The sequence below is a fragment of the Hufsiella ginkgonis genome (assembly GCF_009834915.1).
Classification (GTDB): domain Bacteria; phylum Bacteroidota; class Bacteroidia; order Sphingobacteriales; family Sphingobacteriaceae; genus Hufsiella; species Hufsiella ginkgonis.
Window position 1 is genome coordinate 1,091,575 of record NZ_WVHS01000002.1, and the last position, 20,617, is coordinate 1,112,191.

Sequence of the window (20,617 nt, forward strand, 5' to 3'; positions counted from 1 at the left end):
GGGGGAGTACGATTCTGGCCGTAAACCTCCGGCGGTTCTTTTAGCTTTAGGCCATGAAGCCCCGCTTATTATTGTTATCGCTTTGTTTTTTGCTGTTTTACCTGTTCACAGACATGAACTGGCAGATCGGGAATTACCTCGCGGGGAACGACATTTACCGATTCCTTAAGAGCTGGCGCGGACTGGCGGTGGAGGTTTCTAATTTTCTCCCTTTCCTGTTGGATAACCTCCTCAGCTACGGGTTATTCTTTGTGCTCTATTACCGCCGGAGACTAAAGGTGGCGGCCATAACAGGTTACCTGCTGGTTACCATTCCCGTGATGATCTGCGGACGCTACCTCATCCAGGAAACGTTGTTCTACTCCTTGTTCGGCTACCACAATTACGGTGAGCATATGCGCGTACCTGCCCGGTATTTCATGGACAATATTTACTTCGCTATCTATTACAGCATGTTTGGCATCGTGTTCTTCTTCCTGCAACTAAGCAGCTATAACCAACGCCGTCAACAGGAACTGGTGCTGCAGAACCGCAATGCGGAGCTTTCATTCCTGCGTTCGCAGATCAACCCGCATTTCCTTTTCAACAGCCTGAATAACGTGTATACCCTGGTTTACCAGGGCTCGCCCAACGCCCTGCCCTCCATCAGCACGCTCTCTGAATTACTCCGTTACATGCTCTATGAAAAGGCCGAGCTGGTGCCGCTTCAAAAGGAAGTGCAATTTCTGCGTAACTACATCGACCTGCAGCTGATGCGCTACAATTTCGAGCCCGCCCTGGCGGTAACGACCGGCATTCCCGCAGATCTCCCGCTCAAGATCGCCCCGCTTACGCTGATCCCCTTCGTGGAAAACGCTTTTAAGCATGGCGACCTGAAGGATGCGTCGTTCCCGCTCACGATCAGCATAGCGGTAAACGAGGGTCGCTTATTTTTTGAGGTAATCAATAAAAAAGGTCGGCACCAGAAAGATGAAACAGGCGGGATTGGCCTCGATAATGTGCGAAAACGCTTAACTTTGATCTATGGAGAACGTCGCCAGCTAACGATCGACGACCAGGACCTGTTATTTTCCGTCCAACTGAACATTCAATTGCATGAGTAAGCCAGGGGTACTTAATTGTATGGTGGTAGATGACGAGCCGCTTGCACTATCGCTGCTGAGTGACTACATCAGGAAGATCCCGCAATTGAACCTGTACAAGGCCACTTCCGACCCAATGGAAGCCTTGCCGCTGGCTATTTCCGGCGAAGCCGATCTCATTTTCCTCGACATCCAGATGCCCGAGCTCAATGGCCTGCAGTTCATGAAAATCCTCGGCCAACGGAGCCTGGTGATCGTTACCACCGCTTATAGCGAATATGCGCTGGAGGGCTATGAGCATCATGTGGTAGACTACCTGGTGAAACCGATCACTTTCGACCGGTTCATTATCGCCGTGGAAAAAGCGACCGGGCGTTTTCCCCTGATCCAACCAATCACCGGGCATCCTGCACAACACGCCAGCGTCCCGAACAACATTTTCGTTAAAACAGAGTACCGCATGCTGAAAGTCGAGTTCGACGACATCCTGTTCCTGGAAGGCGCGCGGGATTATGTGGTGATCCACACCCGCGAAGGGCAGGTGCTAACGCTGGAGAGCCTGAAAAACCTCGAAGAAAGATTGCCGGGAAACCGGTTTATGCGGATCCACAAATCATATATCGTTGCGCTGGACAAGATCAATTTTGTGGAACGAAGCCGCGTTTCCATCGGGGAGCAACTGCTGCCGGTGAGCGATACGTTTAAGGGAAGGCTCGACGGGTATATTTACAGGTAGCTTTTATTTGGGCTTTGATAAGCCCTTATTGATCTCCTGGATCTTTTTAAACGTACCCTCCGCATCATAATCCGACAACAAAATGTTATAATCCTTCCAGAATTTCGGATCGTCGTTTCCTTTATAGTCGTTGATGTTCTCTCCGCGACCCAGTTTGGTATTGAAGGACGATTTCGCCACCGTATCCACGGCCGTTACCTGGTAATTAAATTTTACGTGTGCGGCGAGAACGGCCTTCCCGTCGGAGGTGTTAAGTGCCAGCAGGTGGTCTCCCTGCACATGAGAGAGTACCCAGTTTTTGCCCACCTGCTGGTAAAGAACCCCGGTACTATCCTGTTTAAGCCCGATGGTTACATCACCTGCACTTACCAGCGCATGCGCAATAAAATTCGACGACCGCCAGTCGCTTATCGCCGAAGGGCTCAGGCCGAAATCGAAATAAATAAAGGCGAAGGTCCTGGTGTCGATGTACATTTTGCCCCGAAATGTAGCGCCTTCTGATCCGGGCTTTTCTTTAAACTCCATCTCGTAAGCCTGGTAGCCCTGGAAGTCGACCACGTCGGTTACGTGAAACTGGTGATTGGGTATCCCCTTATCGCTTAAAAAGCCGCTGGCCGCACGGTGGTTGATGATGTCGTCCTCGAACACGGAGTTAGGCTTCTGCCCTAATTTCAGCATATCGAAATCGCGGGAATTCGTTTCGCTGCGTGCTTTTAGCAGCTTGAATTGGTCGGCATGCTGGTCGCCATAACCAAAGTTATACACATCGAACACCGCTTCAGACAGCTGCAGCGGCAAAGAATCCCTATGAGTATACATCCTGTAAAAGCCGCGGAGGATATGGGGATGACTGATATAGTTCCCCGGAATACGGGCAATAGCCTTTTGAAGGATCTTTTGCGCATCGTAATAGATCACGTTCACTTCTTTAAGTGCCGTTACGTTTTTTGTAAGCGATATAATTAACGCCTGCTTGTCAGACAGCCCGGAAACAGGAAAATACCTGGTCATAAACCCAATGCATGATACTTTTAAGGTGTCGCCGAGGTTTTCTTCCGGGATAATGAGCGCAAACCTGCCCGCCGTATTCGTGGCTGTAGCAATCCCTTTGCCGTTGATGCTGATATTGGCATGAGGCACCGGCTGCCGGTCCTCCGCAGCGCTGACGTTGCCGCTGATCACAATGGTGTTTTTTTGGGCGGAAGCAAGGCCGGCGAGGGTAAGAAGCGATAACAAAAGAAAGGCCCGAAATTTTATGCTCATGATTTGCAAGATATTTACCGGCTCAAGATGCGCAATAGTAACTTATGCCAGGCCTAAAGTATACCACGCAGCATAATAAAGAGACCACCTATCGTTATTCGACGACTTTTATCCGCCGTAGGCGATTTACCCGTCGACTTTTATCTGCATACCTTGCAACATTTTTATTCTGAAACAGTATAAGTCTAAAAATAGAAAATCTATAATCAAAAATTTATGAAAAAACATTACCTGGCAGTCCTATGGGCTTTCTTACTGGTTTTAACCATCGGTTCCTGTAAAAAAAACCAACCTGGAGCTTCAGACGAGGCAAAACCCAAGCATGGATTAGGGGCCATTCTCGACAACAAAGCTTACCAAAAAATTCAGCCGGCAGACTTTAACGAGATCAGGAAGACGCTGAGCAAGTTAGGGTATTCGGCAGACCGCGTATCTGTGTTACCCGGCAGTGTGATATTGAATCATCCCGCTGCCGGCGACCAGGGTTTTACGGGAACTTGCGTGTCATGGTCCATCGGTTATGCGCTGATGGGTACTTTGAACAATGAATTTCCAACGGTAAATGTGGTAAATCCACGCAGCGGATGGTACATCTATCAAAAAGATCACTCTGCGGTTGGAAATTGCAGCGACCAGGATGGTATGACCATTGTGAATGGAATGACCATCGCCACCAACAGCGGCGTTCCGGCCGAAAGCCTCGACCCTTCGCTTGGGTCGCCCTGCGTGGCCCCCTCCTCTACGGTTAATGCCGATGCTGCAACCAATAAGGTGCTTTACCGGTATGGCACCATTTCTAACCTCACGCAGATCAAAACAGCGCTAAGCCTGCACCTCCCGGTAGAAATGGGCTTTAATGTATTTGATAGCTTCGACGATGCGTTTTTTTTCGGCACTACATTCTCCTCCGTCAGCGGTAATTACCGCGGCGCGCATGCCGTTTGTATCGTGGGGTATGACGATGCCAAAAATGCGGTGCTGATACAGAACTCATGGGGTACGTTTGGTGGAGATGCCACTTACCCGGGCTGTATGTGGCTTGATTACGGCGTTCTCTTTAATGGTGCGATGGGCACACAGCTATTTGTAGCTAGTCCCGACAGCGGATCGCCGCAGGAGGTATTCGAGTTCTACAACTCATCCCTGGGCAACCACGCGCTTAGCTTAAATTACGGTCTGCCATCTTTACACGCAGGATGGAATCACAATGCGCAGCCTTTTAAAGCATATGCCAAAAACCTCACAGGCACCGTCCCGGTTTACCAGTTCCTTAATAATTCAAACGCGGATCATGTATATACCACTAACCGGTATCCTGGATTCGGACCTTATTACGTATACGACGGGATCGTATTTTATGCCTACTCCTACAATGCACCCGGAACGGTACCCGTTTACGAGTTCTGGCATGGCTCGGGAGATCATTTTTATTCTACGAATATTAACGCCGCCAGCCCCTTCCCCGGATGGACATATAATGGCTTACCATTTTACACTCTTCCTAATTAGGAAAGACCGCCTATGAGCGAGCGGGGCCGTTTGCACGTGCAGGCGGCCCCGCTTACAAGGCACCCGTCTTACAATGTCTATTCATTTCAAATTCAGGCGCTAAGCCATTTTTTTAAAAAACTTCTTGACAGCGTTGTAAATCTCTCTATATTTGCACTCCCAACACGAAAGAACGGGCTGGGAGGTTAGAGAAAGCAAGTTTCGAAGACCACAAAACATACATGCGAAAGTAGCTCAGTTGGTAGAGCGCAACCTTGCCAAGGTTGAGGTCGCGAGTTCGAACCTCGTCTTTCGCTCCATAATAGATCCCTTCCCTGAAAAAGAAGGGATTTAAAGTTTAAAAACAGTTGCTCGGATGGTGGAACTGGTAGACACGCAGGACTTAAAATCCTGTGCCCTCAACAGGCGTGCGGGTTCGATTCCCGCTCCGAGTACAAAAAAGAAGCCGTCTCATAAGTCAATTATGAGGCGGTTTTTTTGTTTTGTAATCACTGGCGGCGCGATCGGAACTTTCTTTGTATGGTTTCTATTTCATCTTTGCCAAGTCCGGCGGAAGGTTTCAATTCGAATTCGAAAATTCGCCTGGGGACACCTTTTTTCCTATTAAATATCATCTTAACGTCAACGAGCTTTCCGGTAAGGGTGCTATCCCTGCCGGGCGCAAGAGAGTAAGCTATATGATTTAATCGCTTATCGTAGGTATAAATCATGGTATCCGGGTATTTACTGCTAACGGTTTTGTCAGGCAGATAAGTTTCTTTTACCTTACCCGTCTGATCGTTTTCCGTTTTGAACAGTTTTTGGGTCAAATCGAAAAACTGCGCCCCTTTAAAGCCATATAGCATAAGGATGGAGTCGATCCGCGCCGATTTACCGAGACTATCCGCATAGCTGTTAAAAATTATGCCTGTGGCGTTTCGACCGGATTGCACGACATACTTCGCATTCCTGGTACTCTTGAAGCTTAGCGTTTTTTCCGTGTTGGTCGCCGGATCGAATTGCAAATTCTCAAAGATTTCTTCATAAAACCGCTTAAAGAATATCAGATCGCCGACAGGCATCACTTCAAGGCTGTCGTCATCGATCATTACTTTATTTGTGATCGTATCGACCCAATGAAAATGATTTATCAGCACAAAAGCCTGTGAAGTTTTTTGTGCCATGTAATGCGCATCGCATGACACGATACTGTATAAAACCAACCCGGATAACAATAGCAAAGAGATTTTTCGAAACATCATTATGGCAGTGTCCAGGATTTTATCGTGTTAATATCGATATTTTTAACCGGAACCTTTGGCGAACAGTCACAATAAGAAGTCATTACCGCGGCAATCGCCATTGATACCTGTTTATGACCGGGATAGATATACGGCGCTGCGGTGATTGATGCGGTTTCATAGCTTAGCGGGCCTGCTCCGACATACGTCAATGACTGATGCGTAAATGTCTGATACTGATGATTGGTGCTGGTGATCACTTTTACTGTGGCTAGCTCCACACTTTTAATTTTGTTCGCCGCAACGGCGCTGGCATGTGCCGGATACCACACGTAAATCATGGGGTATATGTTGTCTACAGCCTCACTATAATTTGGATTAGCCGCTTCGGATTCGCTATTGGCTACCGTCCAACCCATCCCGTCAAATGCCTCTTCTGCAAGTTCCAAACAAGTTTTTGGTGGCGCCTCACTTCCGCCGCCGCCTGTGGGGCAGTTATCAACTGTTTCCGAATACATATATGTTTCATCGCAATACCATGCTCCGAGAAGATAATCGCACTCGTACCAATACCAATCGATTGTGAACGGGACGCAATCATCCGGGTTCACAAGCTTCATTTTATCGTCCTTCGTTTTCTTGGGAACTGAAGCCGCATGAATAGTGCTTACAGCGGCACCGTCTTTATAGCCATTGCCACCTATCAACTGACCGGAAAGGGAATTAATCAACACGGTGCCGGAGAAATTACCCGTTTTCGCTTTAAACGTGTTTTTTACCAGTGACCCGGGATTGGCGGCGAGATATTGTTTATCTCCGATAACGGTCATATAAAAAGCCGAAGTCGTTCCTGCGCTTTCGATGAAGATCAGTCTTAGAAACGATCCGGCTTTTTTTTCATCGGCTTTTTTACCGTCGCTGTTTATTGAAACGGCAAAGGTTTTTGTGCTGCCGACAGGAATTTCCGAAATCGTACTGTCGCCTGATTGGTAAACGATCGCGCTCTCCCAATCGGGAATGATTGGTAAAGCGGCGGTTTCCGACGAAATAGAATTTCCATCGCTTAGCGGCTTGAAAATCGACACGCTTTGTTCTTTTTTTCCGATAGCCTGTTCATACCAGTTCTTTACTCCACTGATATGGTCTTTTTTTGAAATGGTGTCGTCTTTCTTACAGGAATGGATAACAGCGCCTGTTATAAATAGTCCAATCAAAAAGGATAAGATTTTTTTTGTTTTCATTGTCTGCGGGTTTAAGTGGACAATCAAATATATAAGAAATTGCGACATAGTGATATTATACGCTCCTGTAAATCTATTTTTTTGAAATTAGATTTTTCAAGTTGTAGATCCAACCACAGGTATCCGAGGATTTATATGTATGAAACAGCCTCGCTCGGCGCGTATCTAAGAAGCAAGAAAAAATCAGGCAGATAATCATGACCATAGATAACGTACAGGAACTTGTCGAAGGCTATAATGATGGCCGGATACTGGATAATAAGTATAAGCCGGAACTTGCCAAAAATCTTAACGCATCACAGGCCGAGAAAAACGAATATCTCAACGGCCTGAAAGAGGGATTGCCTCAGGGAAGCAGACAAAAAAAGAGGCGTTAATTCAGATGCAAAGATATGGTTGAACGGGGGAAGAATAAAAAATGAGTAAGTAACGGGGTCAGTGACAGATGATAAAAAGAGATGATTTTCAGTAAGAACAGGAAAGCTAAAATTAACACCGGAAATCACTTCTTGAAGTGTTTAAAAAGCTATTCCCTGAAAAAACCGACAGCGCCGATCAACGGTTTTACTTGCCTTCCCGGGAGGTCACTTTCCTACGCGGAGAGTGGCAGTCAAACCCTAGAAACTACACTACTTCACCTACTTGATATGCACCATAAACTAAATATTCCATTATCAGTGGGAAGTACGCAAAAAGTTCCTGACTAAACAGCAGCCCATTCAATTCTTTACTCCCAGCTTTTGAAGTTGGCGATCCTGCTGATCATTTCGTTCTTTTTGTTCTTTCAGCGCTTCAGTCAATGCGGTAACTTCTTTATCTTTTTGGATAAGATATAGCGTCAGTTCCTCTACCTTCCGAAGCAACTTTATATTCATCTCCCCTAATTGCAGCCCGCTCTTCTCCATTTCGGCCGCTGGCGCGATCTCTGGCAGATGCTTGTTCGCTTTCACATATTTATCCACTTCTGCAAGCGGTTTCAATGCGTAATCATCTGCGAAAACAAAGTCAGCACCGGCATCAATGGTGACGATCACTTCCCGCGAATGCACTTTACCGGCTACGGTTAGCTTTTCATCCGGGCTCACCGTTCCTATACCAACGTTTCCGTCATGATTCCAGATCCCTGTTCCTGGCATCCCGATGCTGGCTTCACCGAAACCGCCATCGTAGCCCAGTTGGATCTTTCCCGCCCCGGCACGGATGAAGTCGACTCGTAAACCCGAGTCATGAAACCCCAGCGTAGAATAATCGAGGCCGCTAAGTAAAAGGGTCGAGCCGCTGCTGGGCCAGTTAATGATATCCGGTGAATAGCTTACGGAAGAATTACCGAGGCTCATGGATCCACTCGCCGGCATAATCCCGCTGTCTCCGGCGCTGATAGCGCCACCTAAACGGGTGTTCCCTGCCACGTCCAGTTTTGCGGACGGAATATTGGTTCCAATACCCAGGTTCCCGTTAGTCAACATGGTCATTTTCTCATTCCCGTCCGTCCAGAATGTCAGGCCAACACCGGTATTGGCGAACATACCCACGTTGATAGAGGTACCCCAAATCTGGCCTCTCACGGTGCCGCTTTGTTTGATATCCAACACCCCGCCCGTCGAGTTATTAAGCGTGAGGTTTGAAAAACCAGGATAATAGGTGGGAGAGGTGGTGCCAATACCGGCGTCACCTGAGGCCGGAAAGATATTACTCTGGGCATGGACATACAGGCACGCACTACAAAGGGCGAAGAAGCTAAGGAGCGTTTTCATAAAGATATCGGTTAGGGAGTTTGAATGGTGGCTGGTTTAATCGTATCAGGCAATGCGTATATCGAACCTTTCTTTTTATGGCTGTATATTTTCAGTTCTTCCGCCGTTAATATTGACCTAAACTCTGCCTGTAACTGTTTTGTCAGCGCTACGGTTTGGCCGGCGTTCATATTGGAGCTCGCCGCCGCGGCGATGGCTTTCTCTTCTTTCTGAAAGAAAGCCGACAAGGCCACCTTCTTTGCATCCGTAAGAGAAACCGCTGAAGCGATATCCTGTACTTTCAAGGTCACAGACATACTCAGTAGCTCTGCATTTCCCGGAACGCTTTGCGAATAAGCCGTGGAAACAATAAAAAACAGGAGCCCAAGGGTAATTTTTTTCATGCTTTTTTTAAGTTGAATAATAAATGGACGGTTATTTAAAAAACCAAAATTCGCTTAGCGCTCTCGAATAAACGCCTTACAAACACTGGAGATGTAATTTTACTGTATAAAACACATTGGCGTCTACCAATTATTGCTGAATATAGGGGTAATATTAAATAAAATAATGTGTATAACTAAGTCCGTTAATCTTATAAGCAGAAAACACCTGTATTTGTCCTTCAGCACAAAATATTGTTTGTGAAAGACCCACACTCATCGATCCATGCTCAGCCCTCCCCGGCCATGATAGTTATTCAGATACACCGTCAAACGCGATCACGATCAGGAATTGATTCGTATCTTGCACGATAATTCACATACCTAATTATTTACTGATATGAACCCTGCAAAAGGATACGCTGCCCAAACACCCAATGCCGAACTAGCTCCCTGGAATTTTAACCGCCGCGAGGTCGGTCCGCACGATGTGCAATTCGATATTTTATTCTGCGGCGTCTGCCACTCAGACCTGCACCAGGTGAATAACGACTGGTTCCCGGGGATCTTCCCGATGGTGCCCGGTCATGAAATTGTCGGCCGCGTGGTTAAAGTAGGCGACCACGTAAAGAAATTTAAGGTTGGCGACCTCGCAGGCACAGGCTGCATGGTTGATTCGTGCCAGGTTTGCGAAAACTGCAGGCAAGACCTGGAGCAATATTGCCTTGAAGGTAACACACAGACCTATAACGGGATGGAGCGCGACGGCTCCTCGCCTACCTATGGGGGCTATAGCAATACCATCGTGGTACGCGAAGAGTTTGTATTGCACATCTCCGGCAAGCTGGACCTTGCTGCCGTAGCGCCGCTGCTTTGCGCAGGCATTACCACCTATTCGCCGTTAAGACACTGGAAAGTAGGTAAAGGGCATAAACTCGCCGTACTTGGCCTTGGAGGTCTCGGTCATATGGCGGTTAAGTTCGGTGTGGCTTTTGGTGCCGACGTTACCGTGTTAAGTACCTCGCCAAATAAAGAGGAGGACGCTAAAAAACTAGGCGCCCATCACTTCGTGGTCACCACGGATGAAACACAGCTAGCCGAAGCAAAAAACAGCTTCGACTTTATCCTCGACACCGTGTCTGCCGAGCATGATTTCAACCTGTACTTGTCGCTGTTACGCACAAACGGGGTGATGATCTCCGTGGGCGTGCCGCCAAATCCTGCCGCCATCAAGGCATTCAGCCTGATCGGCGGACGTAAAAGCCTGGCCGGCTCGGGCATCGGCGGCATTGCCGAAACCCAGGAGATGCTGGATTTTTGTGCCGAACACAACATCGTATCAGACATTGAACTGATCGACATCAAAGACATCCAGGCTGCTTACGCCCGCATGGTAAAAGGTGATGTTCGCTACCGGTTCGTGATCGACCTGGCGACGTTATAATCGTTTGTTTTACACAGGCTTAAGCCTGTGTAATTCCCCCCTCCGTGCCCCTGTATACTGCTTGGTAAGTAATGCGGCCTGGTAAAACCACAGCGTACGCAAGCGCACGGAGGTTTTATGCTTTTACCTTTTTACAAATTACCTCCAAGGGGGTTATGACCGACCGATTTCGCCGTCGGTAAAATCATCTTTACCTTAGCGGCAACCTCTTAATTTTTACTACTTTCGGAAACGGATCGCCTGGTCCGTTTACTAACCCATTATACTGATGATCATCGCCATATTGAAAGAACCTGCGTTCGAATCAAGGGTATCATTGCTGCCGGATGAGGTAGCCGCTTTGCTAAAACGAAAAGTAACAGTCTGGGTAGAGCCCGGCGCTGGTTCAGGCGCATTTTGCACAGATGACGACTACGTAAAACAAGGTGCCCTGCTAAGATCTGCCGCCGAGATTTTCGCGGAAGCTGACCTGTTATTGGCTATTAACCATCCCGCACTTACCCCAGGTTTAAAAAACAAAGTATTGGCAGGTGTTTACCAGCCGCTATATCACCCGGGCCTGATGGCCGGCTGGGCGGTTGCGGGGCATACCGTATTCAGCCTCGATATGCTGCCGCGTACCACACGTGCGCAAAGCATGGACGTGCTCAGTTCGCAGGCAAATATTGCCGGTTATAAAGCAGTGTTACTGGCGGCAGCTCAATATCCCCGTTATTTCCCGATGCTGATGACAGCGGCGGGCAGTATCGCTCCCGCGAAAGTGCTTATACTGGGCGCCGGCGTAGCAGGCCTGCAGGCAGTTGCCACTTCGCGCAGGCTTGGCGCCGTAGTTGAAGTGTTTGATACACGCCCCGCCGTAAAAGAAGAGGTAATGAGCCTAGGCGCCCGTTTCGTGGAGGTAGAAGGGACCGCCGATGTATCGCAGGCGGGCGGGTACGCCGTAGAGCAATCGGAAGAGTTCGCCAGGAAGCAAAAAGCCTGTATTGCGGCCAGCATCGCCAGGGCCGATATCGTGATCACCACCGCGCAGATCTTCGGCAAAAAAGCGCCTGTACTGGTTACCGCCGAAATGATCGGCACCATGCGGGCGGGCTCCGTGATCATAGACCTGGCAGTTTCTACCGGCGGCAACACCGAGCTCTCCAAAGACAATGAGCACGTGGTCCACGGTGGAGTTACCATCATCGGCGATTCGAACCTGGCGGCCTCTCTCCCCTTCGATGCCAGCAAGCTATACGGCAAAAACGTGATGAATTTCTTGAAACTGATCATAGATGATACAGGCGCGCTCAACCTCAATTTCGGCGACGACCTGGTAAAAGGCGCCTGCATGCTGCATGACGGAGCCATTACAAACGAACGACTTAACGCATTACAAGCCTGATTATGGAAGCAATCCTGAGTTTTATCCACACCAATCTCCAGATGTTCTACATCGTAATCCTGTCGATATTCCTGGGCATCGAGGTCATTTCCCGCGTACCGGCGGTACTGCATACCCCGTTGATGAGCGGCGCAAACGCCATCCACGGCGTGATCATTATCGGGGCCATCATTGTGATGGGCGAAGCCGACAGCGGAAATTACACCGCCTTGTTCCTGGGTTTTATCGCCGTGATCGTAGGGACGCTGAACGTGGTCGGCGGGTTCGTGGTAACAGACCGCATGCTCGAAATGTTCAAATCAAGCAAAAAGAAATAACTCACCGCAAAGAGCATATACCATGATACCTTCCAGTATATTATCAGTCTGTTATCTTATTGGCTCGGTCACTTTCATCGTCGGTTTAAAGATGCTTTCGCACCCTGAAACCGCCAGGAGAGGCAACTGGCTGGCAGCGGCAGGAATGGTGATCTCTATCCTGGGCACCCTGTTCCTTTACCGGCACGATGGCGAACACCTGCATAATTACGGGTGGATCGCAGGTGGCCTGGTCATTGGCAGCGTGGTAGGCACGATGGCGGCGCGACAGGTAAAAATGACGGCTATGCCGCAGATGGTGAGCTTGTTTAACGGGATGGGCGGCTTATGCGCCATGCTGATCGCCGTGATCGAGTTCAACCGCTTATTACCCGAAGATGCATCGGTCACCTTTGCACAGGTGCTCGAAAGCCGGCAATTGTCGCTCTATGTGCTCGCCATCCTTGCCGGGCTGGTGATCGGCGGCGTATCGTTCGCCGGGAGCGTTATCGCTTTCGGTAAACTGGACGGCAAGATCAGCGACCGGAACTTCGCCGGGCAGCAGGTAGTGAACATGGCGGTGATCACCGCCATTGCGGCATTGTCCGTCTACCTCATTTGCGGCGATCCCCGTCAGCCCGCACTCATCTTTTATACCGTTACTTTCCTTTCGCTGTTTTACGGGGTACTATTCGTGATCCCGATAGGCGGGGCGGATATGCCCGTGGTTATTTCCCTGTTAAACTCGTTCACAGGCGTTGCAACGGCTTTTGGCGGCTTCCTGTACGACAACCAGGTGATGCTTACCGGCGGCATCCTTGTGGGGTCCGCGGGTACCATTCTCACCATTATGATGTGCAAAGCGATGAATCGTTCCATCAGGAATGTGCTGCTCGGGTCGTTCAGCGCCACGGCATCCGGCGGCCCGGTGTCTGGCGGGGAGCAAGGCAACTATAAAGAGATTGGCTTAAACGACCTGGCCATCCTGATGGCGTATGCCCGTAAAGTGATGATCGTGCCGGGGTACGGCCTCGCAGTGGCCCAGGCGCAGCATGTTTGCCACGAAATGGAAAAGCTGCTGCGCGATAAAGGCGTGGAAGTGAAATATGCCATCCACCCCGTAGCGGGCCGGATGCCGGGCCATATGAACGTGCTCCTGGCCGAAGCGAACGTTTCTTACGATGAGCTGCTCGACCTGGAGCCCGCCAACGATGCCCTGGCAACCGCCGATGTAGTATTGATCCTCGGCGCCAATGACGTGGTGAATACAGCTGCTAAAAACGACCCTTCGAGCCCCATTTACGGCATGCCTATACTGGAAGTGGGCAAAGCGAAAGCCGTGGTGGTCAACAAGCGCAGCATGCGTCCGGGGTATGCCGGGATCGACAACGCCCTTTTTTCCGAGCCCAATACCTCTATGCTCTTTGGCGACGCAAAAAGCGTGCTGCAAAACCTGGCAGGGGCGATAAAGGAACTGTAATGAGTCGTCATTCGTCAGTACGTTATCAGCGGTCAGTGTCAGCCAACGTTGGCGCCATGCAGGAACAGATCACTGATTACTGATCACTACCCGCCATCTCCTTATTAAAATGCAGCCCCGGCGTAAGCCAGTACTGAACATATTCCCCCGCCTGTATCTTGGACATTTGGCACGCAGCGCGGATGAGCCTTCTGCCGGGGCCCGGCACCATACAATACACCTGGAACGGCTGCACATCAAAACGGTCGAAATTGCCCGGAATATCATATACCAGCAAACTTTTCATACCATCAAAATGACCAATTATTGTTACGGTTGGTGGTGCAGAACCGCTGTTTGATGGCACTTTTACTGATCGATGGAAATTGCTCCATTTTTACCAGGAGAACAATCCACGGTATATTCTACCCGTTTCCGCAGCGCTTTGCTCCAGAAGGTAACCAATAAGGTGCTGGTTGCGCTTTTCCCGGTACTGGTGGACGCGATTTCGAGGAGGTTTGGCCCCGTGGCCGATAGTACCACATCCGCATACAGCGGGTTCCGGGTAAGCGCGGCATCCCTGAGCGGCCGGTTATATACATCGCTGAGGGGCCGCCCGTTGAAACTGATCGTCACCCGGTCGTTATCGGCGATGCCGCGGTCTGTAATAGCGAGGCGTACCCGGCGAGGGCCGGCAGCGGGGCTGCTTACCACGCTCTTTACCGGTTTCGGTAAGCTTTTAAAGACCGTGAATTTACCCGGCGCACAATCCCGGTCTATCCGGATAGCTTTGTTGCCGCTGAATCCGTAACCGGTAGAGCTTACGTCGGCCCTGATCACCAGCGAATCGCCTTCCATGGAAATCGTGCCTTTGGAGATACGTTTACACCAGTAATTATTGGTTTTGCTGTTGTGATCGGCTACGCCTGCATCGTTGAGCACGACACCGTTGCCATTGATCGTGCCCTCTATAGCATATACCACGTACATGCTGTCCATATCTGAGTAAATTTTCGAGGTTCCTTTCACGGTATTCCCATCTTGTTTAAGGTTGAGAATAATGTGTGCGTTGGGTACGCCGGGCAAAAGGTACGCCCCCGCCCAGGTTCCCGTCATGTTTCGAGGCTGGGCGTGCAGCCAACCGGAACCGCACATCAGCAAGATCCCCGTTAGCCATCGTAAAAATATACCGCGACACCACATGCCAGCCGCAAAATACGCGAAATAAATGAAGAAAGCCTGCCCCGGTTTGATCCGGAACAGGCTTAGGTTTAAGTAAGGCAGGTCTTTTTAGATCTTATCTAACGGGGGTATATTACTTTCGGCGCCGTTGTAGCCTTTGTTCTGGTTAATATGACCTAATACATTGGCGGTAATGGCTGCCTGTGGGATAGGCCATAACACATGGTAAGGGCTCATGGTGTACTGGTCGCCGTGGTTAGTACGCACGCCGTTCTTATAAAAAACGTTCTTCTCTTTCACGCGATCGTAATAAAAGTTATCGGTTGAGAAGTTCGCCAGCGTATAGGTTTTCCCATTGTAAGCTGTTTTGCCGGTCATGGCAAACAGGTAAGCGATACGGGTAAGCTCACATTTTCTTGGTTCCTCGTAGAAAAGCTCGCGGGCGCGCTCGTCGAGGATGGTGCCGATGTTTAGCTGCGCGGCGGTATAGGGAGCGGCGTTCGCCCGGACCCTCACTTTATTAAGGTCGGCTACGGCGCTGGCGGCATCGCCTTTCCAATAATAGGCTTCGGCGCGCAGCAGGTAGGTTTCCGCAATGCGGAACACGTACCAATCAGAGTGACCTCCCGTCATAGGCGTACGTTCCAGGTCGGGCAGGTAAAGCTTGTAGTGAGGCCATCCGTAATAACTCCTGATGGTGTCGGTACATAATAAACCGCCGGCGGCATTACGTAGCTGAACCGGTTTACCATAATAGGTGGGATCAGTAGTCTTTAAAGCGGGCTCGTTGTAAACGAGGTCCTCCATATTCATCCAGTTGCCTTTAATATGCCTGAGGTCGTTAGCATCGTCCCAGATAGCCTGTGTGCTGTAAGATGTTCCGCGTAAGCGGCCGATCCCTCTTCCATACATACTGGAAAGCGGGATCTCGGCGGTGGCCAGGTCACTGAGCCCTTTTTTACCATTCGGCGTATTTGTTGGGCCATAGAACTGGGGAACGCAGTTACGCATCAGGTTCGAGCCTTCGAATCCGCCTTCCTGCTGCCGGTCGATGATCATGAACAATCCTTCTTTGTTCTCTGCCAGCGACTTATTGTCGGGACGGTGCAGGTCCCATACCAGGTTTTTGGTCAGATCGCCTTTGGTGGTGCCGAAACGGGCGGTCATCAGCGAGTACGGGCTACCGGTAATTACCGCGGAAGCAGAAGCGATGGCGTCATCGAATTTGCCCAGGGCGAGGTTGATCTTGGTAAGCAGGTGATTCACCGCTCCTTTGGTAACTTCACCCCGGCTCACGTTGTCTGTCACCCATTTTGCGGCAAACTCCATGTCCTCTTTCATCTTCTGAAGGATCACCTCCCGTTTGGTAGTATAGTAATCTACCTTAGCGGTTGAAACTTCTTCCAGCGAAAGCGGAACGTCGCCAAACTGGTTTACCAGCCGGTAGTAGCGAAAAGCGCGGTGAAACAGCGCTGAACCCAGGATCGAATTACGTTCGGCTTCATCCTTGTATTTTGCATCGTCGATACGGGTAATGATGGTATTGGCATATTTGATGCCTTTGTATCCTTCTATCCAATAGTAGCCTATCCGGTTGTAGTCTACGCTATTCAGCTGTGCATCGGGAGTGATCAGCAGGTTAAGGTCCTGTGCCGGTCCCGATTTATCGGTGATGCCTTCAACGGCTATATCCGTAAAGATCTGCTCAGTAATAAACGGAGCACCGTCGCCATAGTACTCGTTGCGCAGGTTACGTGCGCAGGCCACGAGCGCGGCGCGAAAGCCTGCGGCATCTACATAGGCGTTTTCAGGTGCATAGAATGAAAGCGGCTCCGGTTCCAGGTAATTTTTGCTGCAGCTTGTTCCAACCAGCATCAATGCGGCAAAGCCGGTGACGGATATCTTATATATACTTTTCATGATGTCAATTTTATAGCGTTACGTTCAAACCAAGGGTAGAATATCTGGGTGTAGGGTTTTTGTTCTGCGGGTCCCAGTACTCCCACTCCCGGGTGTATATGGCGGCATTTTGAACGGTACCGAATACCCTTACATTGCTGATCCTGGCACGTTGAACCAGCGATTTCGGCAACGTGTAAGCCAGCGAAACGTTGTCGAGCCTGATGAACGACGTTTTACGGTACACGCTATAGTTGGCGCTGCCGTTGCTCGAGTAAAGCCTTGCGTAATCGTTAATCGGGTTTTCGGCGGTCCAGAATGGCAGCTTGTATGAGTTCTGCCGGTCCTGGAAACCGGCGTTGTTCTTGGCTTCGTTAAAGTCAGTCATCGCTCCCCAGTAAGAGTACATCGAGAATGAGAAATCGAACTTTTTGAAGAGGTTGAACTCGTTGCGCAGGGAGGTAGTGAACTTAGGATTTCGTGAACCGAGGAATTGTTTATCGGCATTGGTGTATTTTAAATCGCCGTTCAGGTCCTGTACTTTAAAATCGCCGGGTTTAACGCCGTATTTCAGCGCTTCAGCAGCTTCTTCGGTTTGCCATACGCCGAGTACGCGGTAATCCCAGATCACGTTGATGTCTTTACCAATAAACCAGTTGTTCGCGATATCGTCATTTTCGATCTGCCCGATGACGTTTCCTTTCGCGTCGAGCTGGTTCACCTTGCCGAACAGGTGAACGATCTTATTGCGGTTCAGGGCAAAATTCAGGGTCGACCTCCACGAAACGTTCTTACTTTGAACGTTTTTGGTATTCAGCGCGAGCTCGAACCCGCGGTTACGCACGCTTCCGAGGTTAGATGCTACGCTGGTGAACCCGGTTACATCCGCCAGGGCACGGTTAAGAAGCAAGTCCCGGGTATCGCGGTTATAAATTTCGACCGAACCGTCGATGCGGTTGTTAAGCACCGCGAAATCGAGTCCGCCGTTGAGCGAATAAGTAGTTTCCCATTTCAGGTCTTTATTAGTCATCCTGTTCACAAATAACTGCGAAACCGGGGTAACCACTCCTGCTTGTGTTACATACAGGTATTTACCGGTAGAGAGATCGGAAAGCGCCAGGTAGCCGTCGATATCGCGGTTACCCACTCCGCCGTAAGACAGGCGGAGCTTTCCGTAGTTTAGCCAGTTTGCTTTCTTTACAAAGCTTTCGTCGCTGAACACCCATCCAAGGGCTACCGACGGGAACGTGGCACGCGGGTTTTTCTGACCGAAGGCAGAATAGCCGTCTCTGCGAACGGTTCCCGTGATCATGTACTTTGACGCAAGTGTATAGTTAAGCCTTGCCATCAGGGCATCGCCGGTAGTCTGGATATCGTTACTGCTGATCACCGGCTTGATACCGGCACCCATATTGTGGTAGCCAAGCTTATCGTTCGGGTCAAAGCCTTCGTTCTCCATTTTTTCGGAGGTTTGCGACAGCTTTTCGGCGTTTGCAAGCAGCGTTACATCGAACTGGTGCTTGCTGGCGAAAGTCTTGTTCCATTTCAATACGTTGTCTATCTGCCAGTTGAAGCGGGTAGTGCCGGTACGGTTGGCATAACCTTTACGCGCGGTGTAATCAGGATGGGTGATCTTGTAGTGATTAAACTCACGGGTTTGATCGTAGCTCGGCGTAAGGTTAACGCTGTAGGAGAAGCCGTACGGCAGTTCGCCTTTCACGAATAAGCTAGAAAATATCGTATTGTACTTCAACACGCGGGTGCGGTAGTAATTATCCAGGAACGGGTTCCTGTTGTTACCAAAATCATCGTTGGGGCTCGATCGCAGGGTGACGCCGTCCGCCTGGAACATTTCGCCCAAAGGCGAAGCATTTTTCACCTGGCCGTAATCGATCGGTACGGCGCTCTCATCGCGTCCTGCGTACTGGAAGTTGACACCCACCGTGGCGAATTTCGCCGCCCTGCCTTCCAGGTTTAACCGGGCGCGTGCATTTTTGTACTGGTCGCCCACTGTTAGCCCGTTGTTATTGGTATACCCTCCAGACATATAGTAGGTGATCTCCTCTTTCCTGCCCGAAAGGCTCATCGTGTGGTCCTGGCGGCGGCCATTGGTATAAATGAGGTCCTCCCAGCTGGTCTCTTTGCCCGCATTGTAATTAGCAATTTCCACGGGAAATAATTTCAGCCGTGTTAACCAGGTGTTTACCGGATCGGCCGTTGCAGGGGTGGCATCGTACGCAAACCACTGCGCCAGTGTAACAGATGGCGGCAGTGTGCGCGGATCATTAAACCGGTAAGGCTGGGTTGCGGCAGTGGTAACGTTGATACTTTTCAATACTTCGGTACGCCAGTTCACGAAACCGGCTGCATCATACACGTGTTCTGTCACTTCCCGCGAAGCGACGCCGGTAGTGGTATTGATGTTGACGGTCGGTTTAGACGCCTTCCCCTTTTTTGTCGAAATGATCACCACACCGCTAGCTGCTTTGGCGCCATAAACAGCGGCAGAGCTTGCGTCTTTCAGTACGTCGATCGTTTCGATATCACTGGGGTTGATGTCGCTTAACTGGCCCGGGTAAATTACCCCGTCGACCACCAGCAACGGGGTGGTTCCCGCGATAAGCGATGCCCGTCCCCTCACCTGCAGGTCGCCGTTGCCGCCTCCTTTAGGTGAAGCGGAAAAAGCCACGTTAAGTCCCGGTACATTTCCGCGGAGCAGATCCTGCACGCTATTCGGGTGCTGGTTTTCCAGTTGAGTGGCCTTTACCTGGGAAATAGCGCCTGTAAGGTCCCTTTTTTGGCGGGTACCGTAACCCACCACCACCACTTCACTAAGGTCGTTAACCTTTTCGGTCATGGTTACATTCAATGTTTCGCCCCTGGCGGGAATTTCCTGTGTGAGGTAGCCGACATAGCTGAACACGAGGACGGCGTTATCGGGCACATTTTTGATGGAGTAAATACCATCAGCGTTGGTGGTGGTGCTGGCGGTGGTCCCTTTTATCACCACGTTTACGCCCGGAAGGGGCATGTTCGCCTGGTCGACCACTTTCCCGGTGACTACGGCGATGGGCAGGTAATTTCCTGTTGCGGGGGTCGACCCGTTTTTGTCATTAGCGGCTTTAGTGAGCTGTGGCACACATAGTGAAATGCCGGCAATAAGGCACAAGAGTTTGCGAATGGACAAAATCTTGCCATTTGGTAAATTTATTAGCATAGTTAGTTTTTAAGAAATAAGTGATTTTACAACCTTGGACAATACGAAGTCCTGGTTCACGAAGTGTTTAGTCTTGTGAGCATGGTGGGAATTTAATTTAGCTTTAGTTAGTTAACTAAAGCTAGTAATATTTTTAATACACAACACTAACTGCCTGTTTTTTATAAATCGTTTTACGCAAACGTTTCCGTAACGCTCCGGGAATATTTTTACTCAAAAAAGATACTGATTATCAATATGATATAAAACAGCAGGTTATTTTCTACGCAATGTCGCAGGTTGCAAAAAACATGCGGCAAAGGATCCCACCGACAAATGGCATCCAAAAAACCGCAGAAAAACCGCAAGCCATGCAACAATTTCGGTACACTCCATTCAAGAAAGAGCTCCAGTCTGCAGCGGTACGCTACAATACGTCTGATAGTAATTACCAGGTATTACAGCGCTCATACGGCGCGGCGCAGGACACCATCCGCAACTACCAGGGCAGAAACAGGTTATTGCGCGAACAGCTGCTGGCGGCCCGGGATCAGGTAAGCCGGCAAAGCAGCACCAACGACCAATTGGTA

At 49.8% G+C, this 20,617-nt stretch carries 17 protein-coding genes and 2 tRNA genes; 10 read left to right on the forward strand and 9 right to left on the reverse strand.

Going from position 1 to position 20,617, the window contains the following annotated elements; genetic code table 11:
* The first annotated feature begins 53 nt into the window (after nt 1-53).
* On the forward strand, nt 54-1,103 hold the full coding sequence (locus GS398_RS11670) for a sensor histidine kinase (RefSeq protein WP_160906932.1): 1,050 nt from the start codon (nt 54-56) through the stop codon (nt 1,101-1,103).
* Nucleotides 1,096-1,818 (forward strand): LytR/AlgR family response regulator transcription factor, encoded by a 723-nt coding sequence (locus GS398_RS11675; RefSeq protein ID WP_160906933.1) that lies wholly within the window; start codon nt 1,096-1,098, stop codon nt 1,816-1,818. Before GS398_RS11670 ends, GS398_RS11675 begins: the two co-directional genes overlap by 8 nt.
* A 3-nt stretch (nt 1,819-1,821) precedes the next feature.
* Here the strand turns inward: GS398_RS11675 and GS398_RS11680 are convergent, their stop codons facing one another.
* The gene (locus tag GS398_RS11680; RefSeq protein WP_160906934.1) at nt 1,822-3,081 is read right to left on the reverse strand and encodes a carboxypeptidase-like regulatory domain-containing protein; all 1,260 of its coding nucleotides are present in this window, start codon (nt 3,079-3,081) and stop codon (nt 1,822-1,824) included.
* A gap of 216 nt (nt 3,082-3,297) precedes the next feature.
* Here GS398_RS11680 and GS398_RS11685 point away from each other — a divergent pair, with 216 nt between their 5' ends.
* The 3 genes from GS398_RS11685 to GS398_RS11695 all read left to right on the forward strand — a co-directional run bounded on the left by GS398_RS11685 (nt 3,298) and on the right by GS398_RS11695 (nt 5,024).
* The gene (locus tag GS398_RS11685) at nt 3,298-4,590 is read left to right on the forward strand and encodes a C1 family peptidase (RefSeq protein WP_160906935.1); all 1,293 of its coding nucleotides are present in this window, start codon (nt 3,298-3,300) and stop codon (nt 4,588-4,590) included.
* 223 nt (nt 4,591-4,813) lie between these two features.
* A tRNA-Gly gene (locus GS398_RS11690) sits at nt 4,814-4,889 on the forward strand.
* 50 nt (nt 4,890-4,939) lie between these two features.
* Nucleotides 4,940-5,024, forward strand: a tRNA-Leu gene (locus GS398_RS11695).
* 54 nt (nt 5,025-5,078) lie between these two features.
* On the opposite strand, the gene GS398_RS11700 is transcribed toward GS398_RS11695, so the two are convergent.
* Both GS398_RS11700 and GS398_RS11705 read right to left on the reverse strand, forming a co-directional pair.
* Complete coding sequence (locus GS398_RS11700; RefSeq protein WP_160906936.1) at nt 5,079-5,831, reverse strand: hypothetical protein; 753 nt, start codon at nt 5,829-5,831, stop codon at nt 5,079-5,081.
* Nucleotides 5,831-7,051 (reverse strand): hypothetical protein, encoded by a 1,221-nt coding sequence (locus GS398_RS11705; protein ID WP_160906937.1) that lies wholly within the window; start codon nt 7,049-7,051, stop codon nt 5,831-5,833. Before GS398_RS11705 ends, GS398_RS11700 begins: the two co-directional genes overlap by 1 nt.
* Before the next feature lie 197 nt (nt 7,052-7,248).
* Between GS398_RS11705 and GS398_RS11710 the strand changes: the two genes are divergently transcribed.
* Nucleotides 7,249-7,428 carry a hypothetical protein gene (locus tag GS398_RS11710; RefSeq protein WP_160906938.1) on the forward strand — a complete coding sequence of 60 codons (180 nt, stop codon included), beginning with the start codon at nt 7,249-7,251 and terminating at the stop codon, nt 7,426-7,428.
* A gap of 342 nt (nt 7,429-7,770) precedes the next feature.
* Here the strand turns inward: GS398_RS11710 and GS398_RS11715 are convergent, their stop codons facing one another.
* Nucleotides 7,771-8,805 (reverse strand): hypothetical protein, encoded by a 1,035-nt coding sequence (locus tag GS398_RS11715; RefSeq protein ID WP_160906939.1) that lies wholly within the window; start codon nt 8,803-8,805, stop codon nt 7,771-7,773.
* Between the two features lie 11 nt (nt 8,806-8,816).
* A complete protein-coding gene (locus GS398_RS11720) occupies nt 8,817-9,188 on the reverse strand; it encodes a hypothetical protein (protein ID WP_160906940.1) in 372 nt (123 codons plus the stop codon).
* 379 nt (nt 9,189-9,567) lie between these two features.
* Between GS398_RS11720 and GS398_RS11725 the strand changes: the two genes are divergently transcribed.
* The 4 genes from GS398_RS11725 (at nt 9,568) to GS398_RS11740 (ending at nt 13,771) form a co-directional block, all read left to right on the forward strand.
* A complete protein-coding gene (locus GS398_RS11725; RefSeq protein WP_160906941.1) occupies nt 9,568-10,611 on the forward strand; it encodes an NAD(P)-dependent alcohol dehydrogenase in 1,044 nt (347 codons plus the stop codon).
* 268 nt (nt 10,612-10,879) lie between these two features.
* Nucleotides 10,880-11,995, forward strand: a complete 1,116-nt coding sequence (locus GS398_RS11730) for an NAD(P) transhydrogenase subunit alpha (protein WP_160906942.1) — start codon at nt 10,880-10,882, stop codon at nt 11,993-11,995.
* Between the two features lie 2 nt (nt 11,996-11,997).
* Entirely contained in the window at nt 11,998-12,312 is a 315-nt protein-coding gene (locus tag GS398_RS11735; protein ID WP_160906943.1) for an NAD(P) transhydrogenase subunit alpha part 2, read from the forward strand.
* A gap of 22 nt (nt 12,313-12,334) precedes the next feature.
* A complete protein-coding gene (locus GS398_RS11740) occupies nt 12,335-13,771 on the forward strand; it encodes an NAD(P)(+) transhydrogenase (Re/Si-specific) subunit beta (protein WP_202406024.1) in 1,437 nt (478 codons plus the stop codon).
* Nucleotides 13,772-13,847: 76 nt separating this feature from the next.
* On the opposite strand, the gene GS398_RS11745 is transcribed toward GS398_RS11740, so the two are convergent.
* From GS398_RS11745 to GS398_RS11760, 4 genes are all read right to left on the reverse strand, one after another.
* On the reverse strand, nt 13,848-14,057 hold the full coding sequence (locus tag GS398_RS11745) for a hypothetical protein (RefSeq protein WP_160906944.1): 210 nt from the start codon (nt 14,055-14,057) through the stop codon (nt 13,848-13,850).
* A gap of 62 nt (nt 14,058-14,119) precedes the next feature.
* Complete coding sequence (locus GS398_RS11750) at nt 14,120-14,866, reverse strand: hypothetical protein (protein WP_160906945.1); 747 nt, start codon at nt 14,864-14,866, stop codon at nt 14,120-14,122.
* Nucleotides 14,867-15,040: 174 nt separating this feature from the next.
* Nucleotides 15,041-16,852: a RagB/SusD family nutrient uptake outer membrane protein gene (locus GS398_RS11755; protein ID WP_160906946.1), complete on the reverse strand. Its 1,812-nt coding sequence runs from the start codon at nt 16,850-16,852 to the stop codon at nt 15,041-15,043.
* Nucleotides 16,853-16,862: 10 nt separating this feature from the next.
* Nucleotides 16,863-20,048 carry a SusC/RagA family TonB-linked outer membrane protein gene (locus tag GS398_RS11760; RefSeq protein WP_160906947.1) on the reverse strand — a complete coding sequence of 1,062 codons (3,186 nt, stop codon included), beginning with the start codon at nt 20,046-20,048 and terminating at the stop codon, nt 16,863-16,865.
* Nucleotides 20,049-20,617 lie beyond the last annotated feature (569 nt).